Consider the following 1,943-nt stretch of genomic DNA (forward strand, 5'->3'; position numbering starts at 1 on the left):
CTCTAAAAGAATATGTAGAGATTTTACTAGCGAAGTTAAATGATGTGGCCCCACCGCCAGCAAATAAAATTCGTAAATACGTATATAGTGGCGGTGTTGCTCCGACACTAGAAGTAGCCATCATGACAAGTATGAGTGAAAAGATCGGCGAAGAACGTACAGAGAAATATCATAAAGTACCAGAAGATAGCCGTCACTTGAACTTATTCGGCTTAGAAATTCGAAGCATCGGTTATCTTCAAAAGAAACAAGCTGAGAAGAAAGCCGTTAAATCCTAACAGCGTAGGTGATAACCATGACAGAGCGTCAGAACGCCTTTACGATTAAAACCAATCAGTTAAGTGATGAAGTCTATGACATACTCGCAAAATATGCAAAGTCTCGAAAATTAGGGGACTACATTTCATCTTTAATTGTTCGTGACCTTCATCGTGCATCTACCAACCAAGTAGAATCAGCACATAGAACAGAAGAGCTTCTCGAACATATCAATTCAGAACTGCAAGAATTAAAGCAATTAGCTAAAGCTAATGGTTTTGTAGGTAAGCAAGAGGAGTTAGAAGACAAGCCTTCAGAAAGTCAAACCCTAAAAGAAGGTAAGATTGCAGATTTAGAGCAAGTATCTGGTTCTTTAGACGACGATGATCTCGAAGAATATAGTGATTTTTAAAACACTAAGCTACTAGGTATCCTAGTGGCTTTTTTGCTTTCCGTGGTTTATTGATTTTTAAGGTATTTCCATTTTCATATGTACAGAGAACGTGCTCAGACTAAAAGAATGATGTGAATAAGGAGTTTATTTATTGGTAATAGCAATCAGACCCAGTACTTCTCTTTGTTTTAAGCACCCCTTCATACTTCTTTGTATCAAGAACATTAATAATTGGTGTGACAAATACCGTATTGATACTCAATTTGCTCCTAAAGTGTTAGATAGAAGGAATCGGTATAGTCATGGTATACTAATAACAAACATGGARATGATGGAGGATATTATGACAAAACGATTAGATTTRCGTGTCGACTTTGCWTTTAAATCACTATTTGGCACACATGGAAATGAATCTATTTTAGCTGCTTTTTTGAACGCAGCACTCCGTTTTCCAGATGATAAAAAAATTCAGACGGTGCAGTTATTAGATCCKCATTTCAATAAAGAAAACCAAGAAGATAAACGCTCTATTTTAGATGTACACGCACAGTTAGAGGATGGAAGYCGTGTYAATATTGAAATTCAGCTTAATAAYAAACATGACATGGAAAAACGAACACTCTATTACTGGTCTAAAATGTACAGTAGTCAAATGAAAGAAGGCATGGACTAYGGAGAGCTTTGTAAAACSATTACCATTAACATTGTGAACTTCCGTTATTTATCTCATATTCATGATTATCACTCYACCTTTCAGTTATATGAGCGAGARCAGAARTTACTCTTAACGGATATGCTSGARATTCATTTTATGGAGCTACCTAAGTTATTAATAAAATGGCGTAACAGAGAGGTAGATCCACGGGAAGATCAACTYGTRCGATGGTTATTATTACTTGAAGCATCCGAAGATGAAGAAATCACTCAGGTATTGGAGGAGATTGCGATGCAAGAAGATCAAGTATTAAAGAAAGCGATGGACGARTGGGAACGTGTKAGYCAAGATCCRGAAGTRYTATTAGCWTATGAAGCACGAAGAAAAGCRTTATTAGATGAAAAGTCWGCYTTAARAAGAGCTGAAAAACTTGGAGAAGAAAAAGGAAAACAAATAGGTGAAGAAATAGGCGAAAAGAAAGGTATCATAAAGGTGGCCTTAAGTATGATCCAAAAGGGTTTAGATAACCAAACAATCGCYGAATTTACAAACCTTACACCAGAAGAAATTGATAAACTACGTCACCARTAATTATATTTTAAAAAGAGACTGCCTAATAAACTAATTTTATTAGGC

General features: G+C 35.9%; 3 protein-coding genes. All 3 read left to right on the top strand.

Going from position 1 to position 1,943, the window contains the following annotated elements; genetic code table 11:
• On the top strand, positions 1–278 hold a 278-nt coding region (locus tag AC1DRF_RS25170; RefSeq protein WP_477741976.1), incomplete at its 5' end, for an Alp7A family actin-like protein.
• Positions 279–295: 17 nt separating this feature from the next.
• Positions 296–670 carry a hypothetical protein gene (locus tag AC1DRF_RS25175; RefSeq protein WP_025751496.1) on the top strand — a complete coding sequence of 125 codons (375 nt, stop codon included), beginning with the start codon at positions 296–298 and terminating at the stop codon, positions 668–670.
• 325 nt (positions 671–995) lie between these two features.
• Positions 996–1,898 (top strand): Rpn family recombination-promoting nuclease/putative transposase, encoded by a 903-nt coding sequence (locus AC1DRF_RS25180; RefSeq protein ID WP_477741977.1) that lies wholly within the window; start codon positions 996–998, stop codon positions 1,896–1,898.
• The last annotated feature ends 45 nt before the right edge of the window (positions 1,899–1,943 follow it).

The organism is Priestia sp. P5_B4, from assembly GCF_056400385.1.